General features: G+C 71.5%; 14 protein-coding genes. 5 read left to right on the top strand and 9 right to left on the bottom strand.

The window, feature by feature from the left end; translation table 11 throughout:
- Nucleotides 1-18 precede the first annotated feature (18 nt).
- The 3 genes from ectB to ACN6LB_RS18110 form a co-directional block, all read right to left on the bottom strand.
- Nucleotides 19-1,293: a diaminobutyrate--2-oxoglutarate transaminase gene (ectB, locus tag ACN6LB_RS18120; protein WP_356135283.1), complete on the bottom strand. Its 1,275-nt coding sequence runs from the start codon at nt 1,291-1,293 to the stop codon at nt 19-21.
- A gap of 13 nt (nt 1,294-1,306) precedes the next feature.
- Nucleotides 1,307-1,867 (bottom strand): diaminobutyrate acetyltransferase, encoded by a 561-nt coding sequence (gene ectA / locus ACN6LB_RS18115; protein ID WP_445026805.1) that lies wholly within the window; start codon nt 1,865-1,867, stop codon nt 1,307-1,309.
- 362 nt (nt 1,868-2,229) lie between these two features.
- On the bottom strand, nt 2,230-3,330 hold the full coding sequence (locus tag ACN6LB_RS18110) for a pyridoxal-phosphate-dependent aminotransferase family protein (protein ID WP_445026821.1): 1,101 nt from the start codon (nt 3,328-3,330) through the stop codon (nt 2,230-2,232).
- A 264-nt stretch (nt 3,331-3,594) separates the two neighbouring features.
- Between ACN6LB_RS18110 and ACN6LB_RS18105 the strand changes: the two genes are divergently transcribed.
- The 5 genes from ACN6LB_RS18105 to ACN6LB_RS18085 all read left to right on the top strand — a co-directional run bounded on the left by ACN6LB_RS18105 (nt 3,595) and on the right by ACN6LB_RS18085 (nt 8,375).
- Nucleotides 3,595-4,446, top strand: coding sequence for a transporter substrate-binding domain-containing protein (locus ACN6LB_RS18105; protein WP_445026804.1), 852 nt, complete (start codon nt 3,595-3,597; stop codon nt 4,444-4,446).
- On the top strand, nt 4,443-5,276 hold the full coding sequence (locus ACN6LB_RS18100) for an amino acid ABC transporter permease (RefSeq protein ID WP_356135275.1): 834 nt from the start codon (nt 4,443-4,445) through the stop codon (nt 5,274-5,276). Before ACN6LB_RS18105 ends, ACN6LB_RS18100 begins: the two co-directional genes overlap by 4 nt.
- Nucleotides 5,273-6,064: an amino acid ABC transporter ATP-binding protein gene (locus ACN6LB_RS18095; RefSeq protein WP_445026803.1), complete on the top strand. Its 792-nt coding sequence runs from the start codon at nt 5,273-5,275 to the stop codon at nt 6,062-6,064. The genes ACN6LB_RS18100 and ACN6LB_RS18095 overlap by 4 nt, the downstream gene beginning before the upstream one ends.
- Before the next feature lie 25 nt (nt 6,065-6,089).
- A complete protein-coding gene (locus ACN6LB_RS18090; RefSeq protein WP_356135271.1) occupies nt 6,090-7,181 on the top strand; it encodes an amidohydrolase family protein in 1,092 nt (363 codons plus the stop codon).
- Between the two features lie 297 nt (nt 7,182-7,478).
- Nucleotides 7,479-8,375 (top strand): SCO1860 family LAETG-anchored protein, encoded by an 897-nt coding sequence (locus ACN6LB_RS18085; RefSeq protein ID WP_445026802.1) that lies wholly within the window; start codon nt 7,479-7,481, stop codon nt 8,373-8,375.
- A 171-nt stretch (nt 8,376-8,546) separates the two neighbouring features.
- Here ACN6LB_RS18085 and cobC read toward each other — a convergent pair whose 3' ends face one another.
- From cobC to cobM, 6 genes are read right to left on the bottom strand one after another with little or no spacing between them, the layout of a single operon-like run.
- Nucleotides 8,547-9,641 (bottom strand): Rv2231c family pyridoxal phosphate-dependent protein CobC, encoded by a 1,095-nt coding sequence (gene cobC, locus ACN6LB_RS18080; protein ID WP_445026801.1) that lies wholly within the window; start codon nt 9,639-9,641, stop codon nt 8,547-8,549.
- Nucleotides 9,631-10,566, bottom strand: coding sequence for a sirohydrochlorin chelatase (locus ACN6LB_RS18075; protein ID WP_356141287.1), 936 nt, complete (start codon nt 10,564-10,566; stop codon nt 9,631-9,633). Before ACN6LB_RS18075 ends, cobC begins: the two co-directional genes overlap by 11 nt.
- Nucleotides 10,563-11,192: a precorrin-8X methylmutase gene (locus tag ACN6LB_RS18070; RefSeq protein WP_445026820.1), complete on the bottom strand. Its 630-nt coding sequence runs from the start codon at nt 11,190-11,192 to the stop codon at nt 10,563-10,565. The genes ACN6LB_RS18075 and ACN6LB_RS18070 overlap by 4 nt, the downstream gene beginning before the upstream one ends.
- 5 nt (nt 11,193-11,197) lie before the next feature.
- Nucleotides 11,198-12,889: a precorrin-3B C(17)-methyltransferase gene (gene cobJ / locus ACN6LB_RS18065; RefSeq protein ID WP_445026800.1), complete on the bottom strand. Its 1,692-nt coding sequence runs from the start codon at nt 12,887-12,889 to the stop codon at nt 11,198-11,200.
- The gene (cbiE, locus tag ACN6LB_RS18060; protein ID WP_445026799.1) at nt 12,886-14,298 is read right to left on the bottom strand and encodes a precorrin-6y C5,15-methyltransferase (decarboxylating) subunit CbiE; all 1,413 of its coding nucleotides are present in this window, start codon (nt 14,296-14,298) and stop codon (nt 12,886-12,888) included. The genes cobJ and cbiE overlap by 4 nt, the downstream gene beginning before the upstream one ends.
- Nucleotides 14,295-15,119, bottom strand: a complete 825-nt coding sequence (gene cobM, locus ACN6LB_RS18055; RefSeq protein ID WP_445026798.1) for a precorrin-4 C(11)-methyltransferase — start codon at nt 15,117-15,119, stop codon at nt 14,295-14,297. The genes cbiE and cobM overlap by 4 nt, the downstream gene beginning before the upstream one ends.
- Between the last annotated feature and the right edge of the window lie 122 nt (nt 15,120-15,241).

Here is a 15,241-nt window from a genome sequence, read left to right as displayed (position 1 = left end):
TTGTGGTGCCTACGCTGGTCAGGCGACCGTCTCGCGGACGGCGCGGGCGAGGGTGCGCAGTCCCTCGTCCAGTTCCTCGGGCGTGATGGTGAGGGCCGGGAGCAGCTTGACCACCTCGCTCTCCGGGCCCGAAGTCTCGATGAGCAGCCCGAGTTCGAAGGCGCGCCGTGCGATGCGCTCCGCGCGCTTCTTCTCCTTGAACTCGATGCCCCAGACAAGTCCCCGGCCCCGGTACTCCTTCACGTCGGCGAGGTTCTCCTCGGTGATGGAGATCAGCGCCTGCTCGACCTGCTCGCCGCGCGCGCGGGTCTGCTTCTCCATGGCGGAGCCGTCCGCCCAGTACGCCTCCAGGGTGGCGGCGGCCGTCACGAACGCGGGGTTGTTGCCGCGGAAGGTGCCGTTGTGCTCGCCCGGCTCCCAGATGTCCAGCTCGGGCTTGAACAGGCACAGGGACATGGGCAGCCCGTAGCCGCTGATGGACTTGGACACGGTGACGATGTCCGGCGTGATCCCCGCCTCCTCGAAGGAGAAGAACGCGCCCGTACGTCCGCAGCCCATCTGGATGTCGTCGACGATGAGCAGCATGTCCTGGCGCTCGCACAGCTCGGCGAGGGCGCGCAGCCACTCCGGGCGGGCGACGTTGATGCCGCCCTCGCCCTGCACGGTCTCGACGATCACGGCGGCAGGCTTGTTGAGCCCGGAGCCCTGGTCGTCCAGGAGCCGCTCGAACCACAGGAAGTCCGGGACCTGGCCGTCGAAGTAGTTGTCGAAGGGCATCGGGGTGCCGTGCACGAGCGGGATGCCCGCACCCGCCCGCTTGAAGGCGTTGCCCGTCACGGCGAGCGAGCCGAGGGACATCCCGTGGAAGGCGTTGGTGAAGGACACGATGGCCTCGCGCCCCTTCACCTTCCGTGCCAGCTTCAGCGCGGACTCGACGGCGTTGGTGCCCGTGGGTCCCGGGAACATGACCTTGTAGGGAAGATCGCGCGGCCGCAGCACCAGGTTCTGGAACGACTCCAGGAACGCGCGCTTGGCGGTGGTCGACATGTCGAGCCCGTGCGTGACGCCGTCCCGCTCCAGGTAGTCGATGAGCGCGCGTTTCAGCACCGGGTTGTTGTGGCCGTAGTTGAGCGAGCCGGCGCCCGCGAAGAAGTCGAGGTAGGCATGGCCGTCCTCGTCGAACATCCGGCTGCCCTGCGCGCGGTCGAAGATGACAGGCCAGCCGCGGCAGTAGCTGCGCACCTCCGACTCCAGGGTCTGGAAGACACTCAGGTCCGGCTGGGTGATGGTCACAGCGAATCGCTCCTCAGCGAGAGGTGGGGTGCGGCAGGGGGCCGATGCGGTACAGGACTTCGGGGTCGTGCGCTTCGTGCGGGCCGGCGGGGAACTGCCCGGCGTCGAAGAGGACTTCACGCTCGACGCCGGCCCCGTGGCGTGCGGCGAACGAGGTGAAGAGACGCTCGGAGGCCGTGTTGCCCGGCGTGATGGTGGTCTCGACGGAGGTCAGCGTCTGCTCCGCGGCGACGCGTGCGGTCAGCCCGTCGAGCATCGCCGCGGCGAGCCCGCGGCCCCGGTGGGCGGCGTCGACGGCCACCTGCCACACGAGCAGGGTGCCCGGACGCTCGGGCCGGACGTACCCGGTGACGAAGGCCACCGGCGTTCCCTCCTCGTCACGCGCCACCACCGAGGTGCCGGCGAAGTCACGGCACCACAGCAGATAGCTGTAGGAGGAGTTCAGGTCGAGAGTTCTGGAGTCCTTGGCGATGCGCCAGAGTGCGGCCCCGTCCGCCACCTCCGGACGGTCGATCCGCAGGCCCTCCGGCATTTCCAGGAATTCCGCTTGCAGGTCTGCTTGTGCGGCGGTCATGCGGAGTGAATTTACCTAGGGAAAGTTCAAATTGCATCGCCGGATGGGGTTACGTCCGGCGCCCTCGTCTGTTATCGCGCGGGCGCGCACATCCGCGCGGTCGCTCGCCGGTTTGCCGGTGTTTGTCCGGGAAATCCAGGATAAAATGGACGCATTGTGGAGTGCGTCACAGCCATGTAATCGCCACGAGACCTGCCCGAATTACGTCGGTTGGCGTTCGCGAAATCTTTGCGTTTAGCCTTGCCGAAAGCGGGCAGAAGAATGCGGGAAGCTGTACTCATTCGAATTCATGGATAAGCGGGTGAAGAAGACGGGTGAATTCCTTTGATTTCACGGAGAGGAATCCACCCGCATCGGGTCTGTCACACCCGGACCTCCGCCACGGCCCGCCGGGCCCCCTCCGGGTCGACGGCCACCCCGGCCTCTGCCAGCGCGGCGCCCAGCGCGGCCAGGCAGGAGTGCACGACACCCCGCGTCGCATCGGGGCCGTAGTGGTTCACCCGGATCATCTCCTTCGCGAGCGCCCCACCCCCGGCCGCCAACGGCAGCACCGGATCCGCGGCGAGCGCCCGGGCGACCAGCTCGGACGCGTCGATCCCGACCGGCGCCCGCAGCGTCGTGGCGACGGGGGCTGCGTCCCCCGCCTCGTACACATACGGCTCAAGCCCGCCGCCCAGCGCGAGCGCCCCCGCCCGGGTGGCCGCCGCGGCCGAGGCGTGGCGGGCCATCACCGCGTCCAGGCCCTCGCTCTCGATGCGCTCGACGCACGCCTCCAGCGCCAGCATCTCCAGTTGGGCCGGAGCGTGCAGCAGCGCCTTGCGCCCGCCGTCGACCCAGCGCTCCTTCCAGTCGAGCAGCGACAGGTAGGACCGTCGCGGAGCGTCGGGGTTGGCGGCCATCCGCGCCCAGGCCCGCTCGCTCACGGAAACCGCCGACACACCCGCGGGCCCGCCCATCGCCTTCTGCGCCCCGATCACGCACAGGTCGACGCCCCACGCGTCCGGCAGCACGGGCTCGGCCCCGATCGAGGCGACGGCGTCGAGGTAGAAGAGCGCACCGTGCTCCCGTACGGCCTCACCGATCTCCGCGACGGGATTGGTGTTCCCGGTCGCCGCCTCGGCGTGCACCAGCGACACGAAGTCGATCTCCGGGTGCGCGGCGAACGCCTCCCGGATCTGCGCGGCCGTGACCGCCGTGTGGAAGGGCACCGCCAGATCGATCACCCTCGCCCCGCAGTCCCGCAGCCAGTTCCCGAAGGTCTGCCCGTACGGGCCGGTGATGACGTTGAGCGCCGTCGTGCCGGGCCCGGCGGTGGCGCGGATGGCACCCTCCAGGGGCAGCAGCGCCTCGCCCTGCATGATCACGACGTCCTGCTCGGTGGAGAGCAGCCGCGCCACCCGGTCCTCGATGGCGGCGAAGTGCGCGGCGCTCAGCGGCGCCAGGTCCAGGAAGGGGTGGGTCACGGCGGTGCTCTCTTCGTTCACGGGTTCCGATACGCGGTGCGCCGTGCGCGGACGCGCAGGTACGCGAGTTCGAGCCTAACCGGCGGTTCCGCAGGCCCCCGGAGCCTACGTCCGCGCACGGCGACCCGGCCCGGCCCGGGCCGCTCCGCGGCGCCCGGACCGACGGGTTCTGAGGCCATCCGGCTCAGCAGCCATCGGATTGATTTGAGGGACTCAAACAAATCCTTATAATCGGAACCCTCAGTTCCCTCACAGGAGGTCCCCGTGAACTCGGTCCTCGGACGCCGGACACGCATTCTGGCCGCCACCACCGCGACGGCCGGGCTGCTGCTCGTGGCCGGCTGCTCCTCGGACGACGGGGGCGGCAAGAAGACCACCGCGGGCGGCGTCACGCTCGTCAAGGGCGGTCAGCTCACCACCTGCACGCACCTCCCGTACCCGCCCTTCCAGTCGGAGATCGACGGCAAGGTCCAGGGCTTCGACGTGTCGGTCATCGACCTGGTCGCCAAGGACCTGGGCGTGAAGCAGGAGATCGTCGACACGCCCTTCGAGAACTTCAAGACCGGCGCGTTCCTCAACTCCGGCCAGTGCGACCTCGCCGCCGCCGGCATGACGATCACCGAGGAGCGCAAGAAGAACGTCGACTTCTCCGACCCGTACTTCGACGCCACCCAGGCCGTCCTTGTCGACAAGAAGAGCGGCGTCAACTCCCTTGCCGACGTGAAGTCCAAGGGCGTGAAGCTCGGCACCCAGGCGCAGACCACCGGCGAGGACTACGCCAAGAGCAAGGGCTTCGACCCGGTCTCCTTCGAGTCCTCGGACGCGGTCCTCAACGGCCTGCGCACCGGCCAGGTCAAGGCCGTCATCATCGACTACCCCGTCGTGCAGGGCTGGCTGAAGGACAAGGCCACCGCCGACGCCTTCAAGGTGGTGGACAACCTCAACACCGGTGAGCAGTACGGCTTCACGGTGAAGAAGGGCAACACCAAGCTCGTCGCCGCGATCAACAAGGCGCTCAAGAACGCGAAGGCCGACGGCACGTACAAGAAGCTGTACGAGAAGTGGATCGGCCCGTACGACGCGAGCGCCGCCTCCGCCTCTCCGTCCGCCTCATGAGTGGAGCCGACGCACAAGTCCAGCCCCGCAAACGCGGCCTGACCCGACGTCAGAAGCGCGCCGTCTCGCACGGAATCCAGTACGCCGTCTTCGTCGCCGCCGTGATCGCCTTCGCGGTCACGGCCGACTGGGGCCAGCTGAAGAACCAGTTCGCCCAGACCGACCTGGCCAAGCAGATGTTCCCCGACATCATCACACTGGCCCTGAAGAACACCGTGCTCTACACGCTGTCCGGCTTCGCCGTCGGCATGGTGCTGGGCATGGTCATCGCACTGATGCGGTTGTCCCCGGTGGGCCCCTACCGCTGGCTCGCCGGCATCTACATCGAGATCTTCCGCGGTCTGCCCGCCCTGCTGATCTTCGTCTTCGTGGGTGTCGCCGTGCCGCTGGCGTTCCCGGGCACCCAGATCCCCGGCGGGACGTACGGCAAGGTCGCCCTCGCGCTCGGCCTGGTGGCGGCCGCGTACATGGCGGAGACGATCCGCGCCGGCATCCAGGCGGTGCCCAAGGGGCAGATGGAGGCGGCCCGTTCGCTGGGCTTCTCGCATGCCCGGGCGATGGTCTCGATCATCATCCCGCAGGCCTTCCGTGTGGTGATCCCGCCGCTCACCAACGAACTCGTCCTGCTCTTCAAGGACTCGTCGCTGGTGCTGTTCCTCGGTGTCACGCTGGAGGAGCGCGAACTGACCAAGTTCGGCCGCGACCTGGCGAGCACGACCGCCAACTCCACGCCGATCCTGGTCGCGGGCCTGTGCTACCTGCTGGTCACGATCCCGCTCGGTTTTGTCGTACGCCGCCTTGAGGCGAAGGCCGGGGAGGCCACCAAGTGAGCAACGCCGAGATCCGAGTGAAGGACCTGCACAAGTCCTTCGGCGACAACGAGGTCCTGCGCGGCATCGACCTGGAGGTCGGCCAGGGCGAGGTCGTCTGCGTCATCGGCCCGTCCGGCTCCGGGAAGTCGACCCTGCTGCGCTGCGTGAACCTGCTCGAAGAGCCCACCAAGGGCCAGGTTTTCGTGGGCGGCACCGAACTCACCGACCCCGACGTCGACATCGACGCCGTACGCCGCCGTATCGGCATGGTCTTCCAGCAGTTCAACCTCTTCCCGCACCTGTCGGTGACCGAGAACCTCACGCTGCCGCAGCGCCGCGTCCTCGGCCGCGACAAGGCGCAGGCGGCCGAGGTGGCCGACCGGAACCTGCGGCGCGTGGGGCTCTCCGAGAAGGCGGACGCGTACCCGGCGTCCCTCTCCGGCGGGCAGCAGCAACGGGTGGCGATCGCCCGCGCGCTGGCCATGGGCCCCGAGGTGATGCTCTTCGACGAGCCCACGTCGGCGCTCGACCCGGAACTCGTCGGCGACGTACTCGCCGTGATGCGAATGCTCGCGAACGAGGGCATGACGATGATGGTCGTCACGCACGAGATGACATTCGCGCGCGAGGTCGCCGACCGCGTCGTCTTCATGGACGCCGGTGTGGTCGTCGAGGACGGCACGCCCGAGCAGGTCATCGGCAACCCGGCCCACGAGCGCACCCGGCACTTCCTCTCCCGGCTCCTGGATCCCGCCATGGCGGACGTGGAGGAGGAGACGTCGGACCAGGTCGGCAAGGAAGAGTAGTACGCCGCTCACTAAGGTGCCCTTCATGAGCGATCGCACGATTCTGCACGTGAAGGGACGGGTGCTCGTCGGACCCGACGACATCCGGGACGAACTCTGGGTCGTCGGCGGAAGGATCTCCTACGAGCGCCCCGCCGGCGCCCGCGACGTCCGCACCGTCGAGGGCTGGACGCTGCCCGGCCTCGTCGACGCACACTGCCACGTCGGCCTCGACTCGCACGGCCCGGTCCCGGACGACGTCTCCGAGAAGCAGGCGCTGACCGACCGCGAGGCCGGCACCCTTCTCGTCCGGGACGCGGGCTCGCCCTCCGACACGCGCTGGATCGACGCCCGCGAAGACCTCCCGAAGATCATCCGTGCCGGTCGCCACATCGCCCGTACCCGCCGCTACATCCGCAACTACGCCTGGGAGATCGAGCCCGAGGACCTCGTCGCGTACGTCGCCCGGGAGGCCCGGCGCGGTGACGGCTGGGTGAAGCTGGTGGGCGACTGGATCGACCGCGGCACCGGCGACCTGAGCGCCTGCTGGCCCCGCGCGTCGGTCGAGGCGGCGATCGCGGAGGCCCACCGCCTCGGCGCCCGCGTCACCGCGCACTGCTTCGCCGAGGACTCCCTGCGGGACCTCGTCGAGGCGGGCATCGACTGCGTCGAGCACGCGACCGGCCTCACCGAGGACACCATTCCGCTGTTCGCGGAGCACGGGGTCGCCATCGTCCCCACCCTCGTGAACATCGCGACCTTCCCGCAGCTCGCGGCCGGCGGTGAGAGCAAGTTCCCGCGCTGGTCGCAGCACATGCGACGGCTGCACGCGCGGCGCTACGACACCGTGCGCGCCGCCTACGACGCCGGGATCCCCGTGTACGTCGGCACCGACGCGGGCGGCTCCCTCGCGCACGGGCTCGTCGCCGGTGAGGTCGCCGAACTGGTCACCGCCGGGATCCCGCCCGTCGAGGCGCTCTCCGCCACCACATGGGGCGCCCGCCGATGGCTCGGGCGCCCGGGCCTCGACGAGGGGGCACCCGCGGACCTCGTCGTGTACGACGGGGACCCGCGCGCGGACGTACGGGTCCTCGCGGCACCGCGCCGCGTGGTGCTGAACGGGCGGGTCGTGAGCTGACCCCGGGCTCACGGCGATGCAGTGCGGTTGCTCCATGGGTTGACGGAGCGTGACGGGCCGGGGAGCCGGCTCGTTGAGCACTTTTCGCCGCGCTCCCGCCACTGCCCCGGATCGTCAACCGGCGTGTTCTGCAAGGGACGTTGAGTGAGTGACTGTGGGGAACGTGCGTGCCTTCGTAATCGAAGACATTCACGGATACACCACGTTGGAGTGAAGTGGCGTCAGGTTGCTGACTGTTCACTCTCGGTGCGTAATTCTTGCCGGGTCCCGAGCTTTTCTCTTATGGGGGTCCCACCCTTGAACAGCAACAACTTCCGCATGCCCGCACGCCGTTTCGCCGTCACCGCGGCGGCCGGCGTCCTCACCGCGGGTCCTGCGGTGCTGGCCGGCGCGGGCTCCGCCCACGCGACCACCGACCACGGTCGCGCGAGCGCCGTCGTGCTGCGCACCGGGCTCGACGTGTCCCTGCTCAACAAGTCCGTGAACGTTCCGCTCACGCTCTCCCTCAACGAAGTGCAGGCACCGCGCAGCGCCGGGAAGACCGCGCTCACCGCGCAGTTGGACGGGGTCGACGGCGGAAAGCCGTTCAGTGTGCTGCGCGCCGACGTCGCCACCGCGCACGCGACGGTCACCCCGGCCGGAGCCGAGGGCTCCACCAACCTCGCCCACGCGGCGCTCCATGTCCCCGGGCTGCCGCTTCTCTCGCTCATCGAGGTCGAGCAGGTGACCTCGAAGGCGACCTGCGAGGCCGGCAGGAAGCCCGTCGCCTCCGCGAACCTGCTGGGCTCGGTCACCGTGCTCGGCAAGAAGGTGACCCTGACCGCCGGGGGGCCCACCGAGGTGAAGGTCCCCGGGGTCGGCGAGGTCCGTCTCGACCTCTCCAAGACGGAGACCACCTCACGCACGGCGGCCGCCTCCGCCCTCGAACTCAACGTCTCCATCAACCCGTTGAAGCTGAACGTGGCGGAGGTGGAGGGGACGGTCACCCTCGCGGGGGCGACGTGCGAGGCGCCGGACGCGGCCGCGCCCAGCGCCGATCCCGGGTCCGGCGTCGAGCCCCAGGGGGCTCCCGCCGAGGCGAACCTCGCCGAGACCGGGGGCTCGTCGATGACGCCGTACATCGCCGGCGGCGCGATCGCGTTGCTCGCGGCGGGCGGGGGAGTGGTGGTGCTGGCGCGCCGCGGGAGGGGGTAACGGTCTCAAACGCCGGAGGGGCTGAATTTCTACGCCGACCGGAGAGTATTCAGCCCGTCCGGCGTTTGAGGACGAGCGCGAAGCGCGATGCAGGGGGAAAGGGGGCGCAGCCCCCAGGACAACGGGCAGGGTAGGGGCGGAGGGGGCGAAAACCCCCACCCGCCCCACGCGTCACCGCCCCGCCAGCGTCACCGCCCGGTCCAGCGCCTGCAGGAACCGGTTGACGGTCACCCGGTCCCGCACCGCGAGCCGCAACCACTGCTCCCCGAGCCCGGGAAACGTGTCCCCGCGCCGCACGGCGAAGCCGAGGGTGCGGAGGTGGGTGCGGACGGTCGCCGCACGGGGGAGCCGTACGAGCACGAACGGCCCCTCGGCGGGCTCGACGACCTCAAGCCCGTCGATGTCGAACTCCCGCAGCCCCGCCACGAGATGGGCACGGTCCGCCGAGACGCGGTGCGCCGCGTGCCCGGCCTCCGCGAGAGCCCGCGCGGACATGCACGCCTCCGCCGCGGCCAGCGCGGGCGTGGACACCGGCCACAGCGGCTGCGCGCGCTCCAGCTCGGCGATCGTCTCGGGCGCGGCGAGGACGTACCCGATCCGCAACCCGGCCAGCCCCCACGTCTTCGTGAGGCTGCGCAGCACCACCAGCCCGGGCACGTCCACCCGCCCGGCAAGGGCCTCCCGCTCGTCCGGCACCGCGTCCATGAACGCCTCGTCGACGACCAACGTCCGCCCGGGCCGGGCGAGAGCGGCGATCGAGGCGGCCGGATGCAGGACCGACGTCGGATTGGTGGGGTTGCCGATCACGACCAGGTCGGCGTCCTCGGGGACGTCCGCGGGGTCGAGCCGGAAGCCGTCCTCCGCGCGGAGCAGTACTCGGTCGACGGTGTGCCCGGCATCCCGCAGCGCCGCCTCCGGCTCGGTGAACTGCGGGTGCACCACGACGGGCCGGCGGACCTTCAGGGCGCGGGCGAGCAGCACGAAGGCCTCCGCGGAGCCCGCGGTGAGCAGCACCCGTTCCACCGGCAGCCCGTGCCGCGCCGCCACCGCGGCCCGCGCGATCCGCCCGTCGGGGTAGGCGGCGAGGCCGCCCAGCGACTCGGCGATCCGCTCGCGCAGCCACGCCGGGGGCGTGTCCGCGCGGACGTTCACGGCGAGGTCGACGAGCGCGGACCCGTCGTCGCGCACCTCCGCGTCCCCGTGATGACGAAGATCGTGCGCGCCGCCGGCCCGGTCCTCCGGGTCCTCGGCTCCCTCAGTGCGCATGGGAGTGCGCATGCCCATGGTGCCCGTGTCCATGCCCGTGGTGATGGCCGTCGTCGTCCGGGTGGAAGTGCGGCTGCTGCGGCAGCCCGACCTTGTCCTCGAAACCGGGCAGCGCGATGCGGTACACGCACGAGTCGCAGTTCATCCGCAGATCCCCCTTGACCGCCTCGCGGTAGCGCTCCATCACCAGGTCGAGCAGCTCCGGCTCCGGGCCGATGACATCGGCGGAGTTCACCTCGACCTCCGGGTGGGCGGCAGCCCAGCCCTCGGTCTGCTGCCGTACGCGGTCCGGGAGGATCCCGGTGAAGAGGAAGTACGGCAGGACGACGATCCGCTTCGCCCCCAGCCGCACACAGCGGTCCAGGCCCGACGGCACGTCCGGCGCGGCCAGCGACACGAACGCCGTCTCCACGCCCGCGTACCCCCGGCCCTCCCACAGCAGCCGCGCGGCCTTGTGCACCTCGGCGTTCGCGTCCGGGTCGGTGGAACCGCGCCCGACCAGCAGCACGGTCACATCGGCCCGGTCCTCGGGCGTGCGGGCCGCGCTTGCGCCCAGCGCCTCGTCGAGCCGCCGCTCCAGCACGTTCAGCAGCGACGGGTGCGGGCCCAGCGGACGGCCGTAGGTGTACGAGATCCCCGGGTGCCGCTCCTTCTCCCGCGACAGCGCCGCCGGAATGTCCCCCTTGGCGTGCCCGGCGGACACCAGCATCAGCGGAACGGCCGCGAAACGGCGTACGCCCCGTTCCACGAGCTCGGCGACCGCGTCGCCCAGCGGCGGCGGGGACAGCTCGATGAAGCCGCCCGCGACGGGCAGTTCGGGGTGACGGCGCCCCAGCTCCCCCACGAAGTCACGGAAGGCCTCGGCTCCGGCCTCGTCCCGGGTGCCGTGGCCGGCGACGAGCAGGGCGGGGGGAGGGGTAGTCACGAAAGCTCCTTGGATGCGGATACGGGGTGGTACAGGAGGGCGTTGAGCGCGGCCGCGGCGACCGCCGAACCGCCCTTCTCGGACACGTTGCTGACAGCGGGCAGCCCGCTCTCGCGCAGCGCGGCCTTGGACTCGGCGGCGCCGACGAAACCGACGGGCAGACCGATGACGAGCGCCGGGTCGGCGCCCAGGGTGAGGAGTTCTTCCAGGGCGGTCGGCGCGCAGCCGATCACCCAGAGAGCGCCGGGCCCGACCTCCTCGTAGGCGAGCCGGATCGCGTGCGCGGAACGGGTCAGCCCCGGCCCGGACCTGGCGTCCTTGAGACGGCAGACGGTGTCGCGCCGGGTGATCCCGGCGGCCACCATCTCGACGTCCACGACGACAGGCGCCCCGGCGTGCAGAGCCGCGTGCGCCTTCTCCAGCGCGCTCTCATCGGTGACGAGGTCGGCCGCGTACTCCAGGTCGGCCGCGGAGTGGATGACCCGCTCCACGACCGCCCGGGTCAGCGGCGGGAAGTGCGCGGTGTCCAGGCGGGCACGCAGCCGCCGGAAGGACTCCTGCTCGATGGGGTGCACGACCCGGTGCTCGGGCGTGAACTCCGCGCCCACCGGGCCGACTTGGCTCACCTGAGTCACTTGGGCTCCTCCTGCCAGCGGTAGCCGCGCGGTGTCACCATGCGCCCGGCGATCTCACGGGTCGCCGTGTTGCCCACGGTCACGACCGTCATCATGTCCACCGTCGCCGGATCGAGTCCTGCCAGCGTGGTGATGCGGCTGGATTCGTCCGCACGTGACGCGTTCCGTACGACGCCCACCGGCGTCGCGGGCTCCCGGTGCCCGGCGAGGATCGCGAGGGCCTTGGGGAGCTGCCAGTCGCGGCCCCGGCTGCGCGGGTTGTAGAAGGTCACGACGATGTCGGCCTCCGCGGCCGCCCGCACCCGCCGCTCGATGACCTCCCAGGGAGTGTGCAGGTCGGAGAGGCTGATCGACACATGATCGTGGCCGAGCGGCGCGCCCAGGATCGCCCCGGCCGCGAGCGCCGCCGTGACGCCCGGCACCCCGACCACGTCGATGTCGTCGGACGCCTCGGCCAGCGCCGGGGACGCCATCGCGTACACACCCGCGTCACCGCTGCCGATCAGCGCCACGGCCTGCCCGCGCCGCGCCTCGGCCACCGCCGTGCGGGCCCGCTCCTCCTCGGCGCCCAGCCCGGATTCCAGGACGCGGGTGCCGGGCCGCAGCAGATCGCGGATCTGGTCGACGTACTGGTCGAGCCCGACGAGCACGGAAGCCCGCCGCAGCTCCTCCTTGGCCCGCGGAGTGAGCAGATCGCGTGCGCCCGGGCCGAGTCCGACGACCGCGAGACGGCCGCGCGCCGTCCGGCGCACGACCGCGCAGGTCGCCATCGCGGGCAGGCCGTCAGCGCGCTCCGACTTCCGCTTGGGCACGAGGAGTTCACCCCCGCCCACGAGAGCGGCGGCCTCCGCCACGGACGGCGTACCGACGGCGGTCAGTGGCGCGTTTGAGGGGTTCGGTACGTCGACCGCCGCCAACTCCTCGGCGCCGTACGTCACCACGGGCACCCCGAGCCGCGCGGCAGCCCCGAGGATGCCGGGCTCCTCGGCCTTGGCGTCGACGGTCGCCAGCTCGGCGACGGACCGCACGGACAGCCCCGCATCCCGCAGCGCCGACTCGACGAGCCCCAGCACCTCGTCCACCGCAGCCCCCTTGGACGCGCCGACACCCACGACCAGGGACGGCGGCCGCAGCACGACCTGCCGCTCGGCGGGCTCGACCAGGCGGTCGGTGACACGAATCGCGTACGCCCCCCGCTCCGCGACCGGCAGCGCAGGCAGCGGCCACGCCAACTCGGCGTCCAGGGCGACGGGTTCACCGTCCAGCAGAGCCCGGGACACCCCGGCGACATCGCCCTCGACGGGGAGGCCCAGGGTGTCCAGCCCCGGCACACCCACCGCGTCGGTCGCCGTGGTCACCACGGGCTCGGCTCCCAGCAACTCGCCCACCTCGCGGGCGAGTTCGTTCGCGCCGCCCCCGTGACCGCCGACGAGGGACACGGCGAACCGCCCCGCCTCGTCGACGCACACGACACCGGGGTCGGACGTCTTGTCGCCGAGCAGCGGCGCGACCAGCCGCACCACGGCCCCCGTGGCGAGGAAGCACACGAGCTGCTCGCACTCCGCGAAGGCGCGCTCGACGGCGTCCCGCAGCGGGCCGTCGTAGACCCGGGTACGGGCGGGCCAGGCCGCGACCAACCGGTCACGGGCCGCGGCGCCCGCCGCAGTCGCGGAGATGAGGCCGATCACAGGGAGACTCCTTCACTGGAACTGCTGGAACTGCCGGCAGCATCGGGGTTGTTGGGACCCCCGGCGCCGGATGCCGGGGGCCGTACGCCCCACAACAGGAACACCGGGTTGGTGGCCGCGAGCCGGCTGACGTCGCCCGGCAGCGGTGCGAGCCGGGACGACTGCAGCAGGACACCACCGCAGTCGAACCCGGCACCGGTCAGCGCGTCGCGGGCCGCCGGAACCCGGTCGAGCGCGGCCATCGCCACGACGACCGAGCGGCGGGCGCGCCGCGCGCAGGCCATGACGATGGCGGGCAGTTCGCGCCCCCCACCGCCGATGAACACGGCATCCGGGTCGGTCAGATCGGTCAGCACGGTGGGCGCCGCGCCGTGCACGACGTGGACGTCGACGCCGTGCGCCGCGGCGTTGGCGCGGATCCGGTCCACCCCGTCCCGGGTCTTCTCGATCGCGGTGACGGCGGCACCGAAGCGCGCGCACTCGACGGCGACGGACCCGGAACCCGCACCCACGTCCCAGATCAGATCGCCGAGCCGCGGTCCCATCCGGGCCAGCGCCAGCGCCCGTACCTCGAACTTGGTGATCATCGAGTCGCGGTGCGTGAACTCGTCCTCGGCCAGGGCCCACCGGTCGGGCGCCGGCGGCGGCCCGGCGACCGTGCGCACCGGCGCCAGGGCGCGCGACTCGTCGAGGCACAGGACGACGCTCACCGCGGACCCCCAGTCGCGGGCCGCGGCCTCGGCGGGCGTGACCCGCTCCACGCGTTCGTGCTCGGGGTCGCCCAGGGAGCTCGCGACGACGAGGACACGCTCGCCGGAACGGTAGGCGAGACCGGTGCCCAGTTCGGCGGGCCCGGCACCGGGGCCGGTCAGCACGGCGACCTTCGGGTACGAGCGGCAGGCGTGCAGGGCGCTGCGCAGATCACGCCCGTGGGCGCTCACCACGACGGCGTCGTCCCAGGGCAGCCCGAGCCGTGCGAAGGCGGTGGCGACGGACGACACACCCGGGTGCACGTCCAGCCGGTCGGAGCCGAAGCGCTCGGCCAGCGCCCGCACGATCCCGAAGAACCCGGGATCACCGGAGGCGAGCACGACGACCCGCTGCCGGTCCGGCTGTTCCTCGGTCCGCTCCGCGTCCGGCTGTTCCTTGATCTGCTCCGCGTCCGGCCGTTCGGTGTGCGGCTCTTCCGCGTCCCGCCGTGCCGGCCCGGACCGCTGCTTCTCCAGGTGCTGCTCGATCGCGTCCAGCGCGGGCGCGAGCGGACCCAGAACGACTCGCTGCGCCGCGTCCGGCAGCCGCGCGGCCTCCAGGTGCCGCCGTGCGCCCACGACGAGCCCCGCCTCGGCCAGGGCGGCCCGGGCGTCCCGGGAGAGCGACGCCCCCGTCCCCGTACCGACGACCGTGATCACGACGGACTGCCCTTCCGCGCCGCCCGCAGTTCCGCGCGCGCCTGGGGGTCGGCCTTGCGGAAGCCGTGGAAGTGACCGGGGTGGTAGAGGTGCGAGCGGGTGCCGCTCGCACCGAGCGCCGGACCGACCAGGAACAGCGTGTGCTTCCACAGCTTGTGCTCCTTGACCGTCTCCTCCAGGGTGCCGATCGTGCACGTGACGATCAGCTCCTCCGGCCAGGTCGCCTGATAGGCGACCACGACGGGCGTCGAGGTCGGATAACCGCCCTCCAGCAGCTCCCGCACGAGCTGCCCGCTGCGCGCCGCCGACAGGAACAGCGCCATCGTGGTGCCGTGCCGTGCGAACTCCCGTACCTCCTCGCCGGGCGGCATCGGCGTCTTGCCGCCGCCCAGCCGGGTGAGGATCACGGACTGGGCGACCTCGGGGATCGTCAGCTCGCGCTGTGCGAGCGCGGCGACGGCGGAGAAGGAGGAGACGCCGGGGATGATCTCGGTCGCGACGCCGATGCCCGTGCACCGGTCGAGCTGCTCCTGCGTACCGCCCCACAGGGCCGGGTCGCCGGAGTGGATGCGGGCGACCTTCAGCCCCTCGGCCGCGGCCCGCTCGTACACGGCCACCACGTCCTCCAGGGACATGGTCGCCGAGTCCAGGATCTCCGCGCCCTCGCGCGCGTGGTCGAGGACCTCCGCCTGCACCAGGCTGGCCGCCCAGATCACGACGTCGGCCTCGGCGATGGCGCGGGCGGCACGGAACGTCAGCAGGTCGGCGGCGCCGGGGCCGGCACCGACGAAGGTCACCTTGCCGGTGGGGGCATCGGCCATGGGATTCGGTCCTCTCTTACAGCTCTCACAACAAATGCAACAAAAGCAACAAATGCAATAAGTCAGTGCGTGATCAGGCGTTGGACATGCGTGAACGGGGGTTGATCGGATAGCAAGAGCAC

The sequence above is a fragment of the Streptomyces sp. SAS_270 genome (assembly GCF_052543295.1).
This window is presented reverse-complemented; position numbering and strand designations above follow the sequence as displayed.